This window comes from Coprococcus intestinihominis (assembly GCF_040096555.1).
Taxonomy (GTDB): Bacteria; Bacillota; Clostridia; order Lachnospirales; family Lachnospiraceae; genus Coprococcus_A; species Coprococcus_A intestinihominis.
On sequence record NZ_JBBMEK010000179.1, the window covers coordinates 1 to 6,866 of the forward strand.

Below are 6,866 nucleotides of genomic sequence, written 5' to 3' on the forward strand. Positions count from 1 at the left end.
TATCGAATCCATAAGACTAACGGCGAGATGATTGAACTGACGAATCCGTCGAATATGCCGGATCCTTCAGAAATAGAATATATGGAAGAGCCGATTGTGTCTGCAGAGATCATGGTGACAACAGATTTTATCGGGCCGATTATGGATCTTTGCCAGGAACGCCGCGGTGTATACCTTGGCATGGAATATATTGAGACAACAAGAGCGTTGATGAAGTACGAGTTGCCGCTGAATGAGATTATTTATGATTTCTTTGATGCATTGAAATCGCGTTCGAGGGGATATGCGTCCTTTGATTATGAATTGAAGGGTTATGAACGTTCAGAACTCTGCAAACTGGATATTCTTGTCAACAGAGAGAATGTGGATGCCCTGTCATTTATCGTCTTTGAGGGGTCGGCTTATGAACGCGGCCGCAAGATGTGTGAGAAACTGAAGGAAGAAATCCCGAGACAACTTTTTGAAATTCCGATCCAGGCGGCTATCGGCAGCAAGATTATTGCCCGTGAGACGGTCAGAGCCATGAGAAAGGATGTGCTTGCCAAGTGTTACGGCGGCGATATTTCGCGTAAGCGTAAGCTCCTTGAGAAACAGAAGGAAGGCAAGAAGCGAATGCGTCAGGTAGGCAATGTGGAGATTCCGCAGAAGGCCTTTATGAGCGTGCTGAAACTTGATGAGAAATAATATGGCGGATAAGAACAAACGTCCCCTGGGCTTATACCTGCATTTTCCGTTTTGTGTACGGAAATGCAGGTATTGTGATTTTCTCTCTTTTCCGTCGGATGAAGCTGGACGGGAAATCTATCTGGAACGACTGAAGGAAGAAATCAAAGCCAGGGGAGCAGTATATCAGGATTATAATATAGAAACATTATTCATCGGCGGAGGCACGCCGTCATTGATGACCGGGCAGCAATTGACAGAATTGCTGGATACTGTCAGGGTATCCTTCCATGTTTCGCCTGTCGGTGAGTGGACGATGGAATGCAATCCCGGGACAACAGATGCTGAGACACTCAGAATTTATCGGAATGCAGGCATCAACAGACTGAGTTTTGGACTTCAGTCTATGAATGATGAAGAATTGAAATATCTGGGGCGTATTCATACGGCGAAGCAGTTTGCAGAGAATTATCAGGCGGCCAGAAGAGTAGGCTTTGAGAATATCAATATTGATCTTATGTCGGCACTGCCGGGCCAGACAACAGCTTCATGGCTGGATACATTGAACAAAGCAGCAGCATTTGAACCGGAACATTTGTCTGCTTACAGTCTGATTATCGAGGAAGAAACACCGTTCTGGGATCTTTATGGTGATGATCGGAGCGGCGAAGCGGATGTGGACGGCATTATTGCTGATAGTGGGGGCGGGCAGCAGGGAAAAGCAGCAATACTGACATTGCCGGATGAAGACAGCGAGCGGCAGATGTATCATCTGACCAAAAGAATTCTGGCAGAAAAAGGGTATGAGCGGTATGAGATTTCTAATTATGCCCGCAAAGGCTTTGAATGCCGGCATAATCTGATATACTGGCAGAGAAAGGATTACCTGGGCCTTGGACTTGGGGCGTCCAGTATGGTGGGCAACAGACGTTTTTCGAATGTATCGGACATGACAAGCTATATGCATGATTGGTCATATTGTCAGGAAGAAATCCTGGACAGAAAGGCCCAGATCGAAGAAACAATGTTTTTGGGACTCAGATGCACGGCAGGCGTATCGGATCGGATGTTTACTAAGAAGTTTGGACAGAGCATGATGGATATTTATGGAGACATTATCAGAAAATATATATCAGAAGGTTTTCTTGTCTTTCATCCATCAGAGGGCAGACTGGCTTTTTCGGAGGCAGGAACAGATGTCAGCAATTGGATTTTGTCGGATTTTCTTCTATAAATAAATAAGAACTTTATGAAAAAACAAAAAAATCATCATTTTCCCCTTGACAAAAGGTGACTATGGTGATATTTTTGTATACAGAAGATGTTAGCACTCCAAAATGATGAGTGCTAACAATGAAAGGGAGTGAGAAATCGATGGAACTGGATGAACGTAAGATTAAGATCTTGAATGCGATTATACAGACATATCTTGAAACCGGTGAACCGGTTGGCTCGAGAACAATTTCCAGATTCACCGATTTGAAGCTCAGTTCAGCAACGATCAGAAATGAGATGTCGGATCTTGAAGAGATGGGATACATTTTACAGCCGCATACATCAGCCGGACGTATTCCTTCTGATAAGGGCTATCGTTTCTATGTTGACAATCTGATGAAGGTTAAGTCCGAAGAGGTTGTGAGACAGAATGAGATGATGGTTCAGAAGGTCGACAAGCTCGAACAGGTTCTGAAACAGGTGGTGAAGCTGTTGGCAACGAATACGAATTATGCTTCGTTGATCACAGCACCCCAGAGCCAGAAGAACAAGCTCAAGTTTATCCAGCTGACAAGGGTGAATGAAGAACAGATTCTGGCGGTGATGATGCTGGAAGGCAACATCATCAAGAACAAGATTTTGACTGTGGATGAGCTTGTTGAGGAAGAGGAAGTTGTAAAACTGAATCTTCTGCTGAACACTTATCTTCAGGGGCTGAGCCTTCAGGAAATCAATATGGAACTGCTTCAGACAATGAAGCGGCAGGCACAGGGACATCGTAAGATTATCGGTGATCTGATTGATACGATTGTTGAAGCAATTCAGGAAGAGGATGATACCGAGATTTACACAAGCGGTACAACGAATCTACTGAAGTATCCTGAGCTGGCAGACAGAGAGAAGGCAGGACAGCTTTTATATACGCTGGAAGAGAAACAGGGACTTAATGAACTGATCACAGCAGGTGAGAATGATGAGAATAAGCATGGCATTCAGGTTTATATCGGATCGGAATCGCCGGTTCAGTCCATGAAAGACTGCAGTATCGTTACAGCAACTTATGAATTGGAAGAAGGCGTACAGGGAACGATAGGTATTATCGGACCGAAACGAATGGATTATAAGAAGGTTGTGAATAATCTGGAAACAGTGATGACACAGCTGGATACAATATTTAAGAAAGACAAGAAAGAATAAGAGGTGACAGGCTTTGGCAGAGAATCAGAATAAAGAGAAAGATTTAGAACAGCCGGTTGAAGAGCAGGAAGAAACGACAGAGGCAGCAGCCGAAGAGAAAGAGACTTCCGAAACACCTGAAGCTGAAGAGAAAGAATCAGCGGAAGAGGTACCGGAGAAGAAGTCAAAGTTCTTCAAGAAAGATAAGAAGGATAAGAAAGACGCAGAGATCGAAGAACTGAAAGATCGTCTGGTTCGCCAGATGGCAGAATTTGATAATTATAGAAAACGTACTGACAAGGAGAAGAAACAGAATTATGAAATCGGTGCTTCTGATTTCATTCTGAAGATTCTTCCGGTGGTTGATAATTTTGAAAGAGGTCTCGGAGCCATGACAGATGCAGATAAGGAGTCTTCATTTGCACAGGGTATTGAGATGATCTACAAGCAGCTGACAAAGGTGCTTGAGGATGAAGGCGTGACAGTGATTGAGGCCCAGGGCAAGGAATTTGATCCGATGCTTCACAATGCGGTTATGCAGCAGCCGAGTGAAGAATATGAATCAGGTATTGTGATCCAGGAACTTCAGAAAGGCTACAAGTACAAGGACAAAGTCCTCAGACACAGCATGGTTATGGTTGCTGAATAAGAATAAGACAACAAGTTTCATTTATATAGATTTTTAGTTTATTTCAGGAGGTTATTATTATGAGTAAAATCATTGGTATCGATTTAGGAACAACAAATTCATGTGTAGCAGTTATGGAAGGTGGTAAACCTGTAGTTATCGCCAATACAGAAGGTGCAAGAACAACACCATCTGTTGTCGCTTTCACAAAGACAGGTGAAAGACTTGTTGGTGAACCTGCAAAACGTCAGGCAGTTACAAATGCAGATCACACAATCTCTTCTATTAAGAGACATATGGGTTCTGACTACAGAGTAACAATTGATGACAAGAAATATTCCCCACAGGAAATTTCAGCTATGATTCTTCAGAAACTGAAAGCAGATGCAGAAAGCTATCTTGGTGAAAAGGTATCAGAAGCCGTTATCACAGTTCCTGCTTACTTCAACGATGCTCAGAGACAGGCAACAAAGGATGCAGGTAAGATCGCAGGTCTTGATGTAAAACGTATTATCAACGAGCCTACAGCAGCAGCACTTGCTTATGGCCTTGATAATGAGAATGAACAGAAGATCATGGTATACGACCTTGGTGGTGGTACATTTGATGTATCTATCATTGAAATCGGTGATGGTGTTATTGAAGTATTGGCAACAAATGGCGATACAAGACTTGGTGGTGATGATTTCGATAACAAGATCACACAGTACATGCTTTCCGAGTTCAAGAGAACAGAAGGCGTAGATCTCTCAGGTGATAAGATGGCTATGCAGAGACTTCGTGAAGCAGCTGAAAAAGCTAAGAAAGAGCTTTCAAGCGCAACAACAACGAATATCAACCTGCCATTCATCACAGCAACAGCTGAAGGTCCTAAGCATTTCGATATGAACCTGACACGTGCTAAATTCGACGAATTAACACATGATCTGGTTGAAAGAACAGTTATCCCTGTTCAGAATGCATTAAAAGATGCAGGTCTTGAAATGAATGAAATCAGCAAGGTACTTCTTGTAGGTGGTTCTACACGTATCCCTGCTGTACAGGATAAAGTAAGACAGTTAACAGGCAAAGAACCGAACAAATCCCTGAACCCTGATGAATGCGTTGCTATCGGTGCTTCTATCCAGGGTGGTAAACTTGCAGGTGATGCAGGTGCCGGAGATATCCTCTTATTGGATGTAACGCCTCTGACACTGTCCATCGAGACAATGGGTGGTATCGCTACTCATCTGATCGAGAGAAATACAACAATCCCTACAAGAAAGAGCCAGATCTTCTCAACAGCTGCAGATAATCAGTCTGCTGTAGATATCAATGTTGTACAGGGTGAAAGACAGTTCGCCAAAGACAACAAGAGCCTTGGCCGTTTCCAGTTGGATGGTATCGCTCCTGCAAGACGTGGTGTGCCTCAGATCGAAGTTACATTTGATATTGATGCCAACGGTATTGTCAATGTATCTGCCAAAGACCTTGGTACAGGCAGAGAACAGCATATCACAATCACAGCAGGTTCTAACCTGTCAGATGCAGAGATCGATAAGGCTGTTAAGGAAGCTGCTGAATACGAAGCTCAGGATAAGAAACGTAAAGAGGGTATTGATGTAAGAAACGATGCAGATGCAATGGTATTCCAGACAGAAAACGCACTCAAAGAAGTTGGCGACAAGATCAGTGCAGATGACAAAGCAAAAGTTCAGGCTGAAATAGATAGCTTAAAGGCTGCCATTGAGAAGACAAACATCGAATCCATGACAGATGCTGAGATCGATGAATTAAAAGCTGGCAAGGAAAGATTGATGAATGTTGCACAGCCTGTCTTCACAAAGATGTATGAGGCACAGAACCCTAATGCTGGTGCAGGCCCACAGGCAGGCCCTCAGGGTGATGCTGGTCAGCAGAATTATCAGAACAATAATGATGATGTTGTTGATGGTGACTATACAGAAGTCTAAAATTGGCGTATAATATAACAGATAAGCAATAAACACAAAGGCGAAAAGTGAAGTGGTAACACTTGGCTTTTCGCCATTTCCAAGCATAGAGGGAGAATCTCAGATGGCAGATAAAAGAGATTATTATGAAGTCCTTGGCGTAGATAAGAATGCGAGCGATGCCGAGCTGAAGAAGGCCTATCGTAAATTGGCGAAGAAATATCATCCAGATACCAATCCGGGGGATAAAGAAGCTGAGGCAAAGTTTAAAGAAGCTTCCGAGGCATATGCTGTATTAAGTGATGCAGATAAGAGAAGACAGTATGATCAGTTCGGACATGCAGCCTTTGAACAGGGCGGCGGAGCCGGTGGATTCGGCGGATTTGATTTTGGCGGCGATATGGGCGATATATTCGGTGATATATTTGGCGATCTTTTTGGCGGTGGCAGCCGGAGCAGAAGAGCGTATAATGGCCCGATGCAGGGTGCCAATGTGAAGATCAATATGAGAATCAGCTTTATGGAAGCTGTTTTTGGTGTTGAGAAGAATATTGAGATTGGTTACAAAGAAGAATGTGAAACATGTCACGGAACAGGCGCCAAACCAGGAACACAGCCGCAGACTTGTCCGAAGTGTAATGGATCAGGCCAGGTTGTATATACACAGCAGTCACTTTTTGGCCAGGTACGTAATGTGCAGACATGTCCTGAATGCGGCGGTGCAGGCAAGGTTGTCAAGGAGAAGTGCCCGAAATGTGCAGGTCAGGGATTCAAGAAGATTCGCAAGCCGTTGAAAGTAACAATTCCGGCTGGTGTTGACAATGGTATCAGTGTCAGAGTTGCTGGCTTCGGTGAGCCGGGCAAGAATGGCGGACCAAGAGGTGATTTACTGGTTGGTCTGCAAGTAGACAGTCATCCGATTTTCCAGAGACAGGATTATGATATTTTCTCAACAGTCCCAATCTCATTTGCGGATGCAGCACTTGGCGGGGATATCAAGATTCAGACACTGGATGGCGAGATCACACAGACAATCAGACCGGGAACACAGACAGATACACGTATCAGATTGAAGGGAAAGGGTGTTCCTTCCAGAAGAAACAAGAATCTGCGCGGTGACCATTATGTCACACTGATTGTTCAGGTGCCTGAGAAATTGAACAATGAACAGAAAGAACTTCTTCGTAAGTTTGATGATGCTATGAAGGGCATATACAAGCCGGAGGAGAATGAAGGCAAGAAGAAAAAGTCTT

The 6,866-nt window shown here is 43.8% G+C and carries 6 protein-coding genes; all 6 read left to right on the plus strand.

The window, feature by feature from the left end:
- On the plus strand, positions 1-684 hold a 684-nt coding region (locus tag WMO25_RS12680; RefSeq protein WP_494337441.1), incomplete at its 5' end, for an elongation factor 4 family protein.
- A gap of 1 nt (position 685) precedes the next feature.
- Complete coding sequence (gene hemW, locus WMO25_RS12685; protein ID WP_435384312.1) at positions 686-1,897, plus strand: radical SAM family heme chaperone HemW; 1,212 nt, start codon at positions 686-688, stop codon at positions 1,895-1,897.
- A gap of 140 nt (positions 1,898-2,037) precedes the next feature.
- The gene (gene hrcA / locus WMO25_RS12690; RefSeq protein ID WP_215689548.1) at positions 2,038-3,075 is read left to right on the plus strand and encodes a heat-inducible transcriptional repressor HrcA; all 1,038 of its coding nucleotides are present in this window, start codon (positions 2,038-2,040) and stop codon (positions 3,073-3,075) included.
- Positions 3,076-3,088: 13 nt separating this feature from the next.
- The gene (gene grpE / locus WMO25_RS12695) at positions 3,089-3,703 is read left to right on the plus strand and encodes a nucleotide exchange factor GrpE (protein WP_253060003.1); all 615 of its coding nucleotides are present in this window, start codon (positions 3,089-3,091) and stop codon (positions 3,701-3,703) included.
- A 59-nt stretch (positions 3,704-3,762) separates the two neighbouring features.
- Complete coding sequence (dnaK, locus tag WMO25_RS12700) at positions 3,763-5,634, plus strand: molecular chaperone DnaK (protein ID WP_349085593.1); 1,872 nt, start codon at positions 3,763-3,765, stop codon at positions 5,632-5,634.
- A gap of 103 nt (positions 5,635-5,737) precedes the next feature.
- On the plus strand, positions 5,738-6,866 hold a 1,129-nt coding region (dnaJ, locus tag WMO25_RS12705; RefSeq protein WP_349085594.1), incomplete at its 3' end, for a molecular chaperone DnaJ.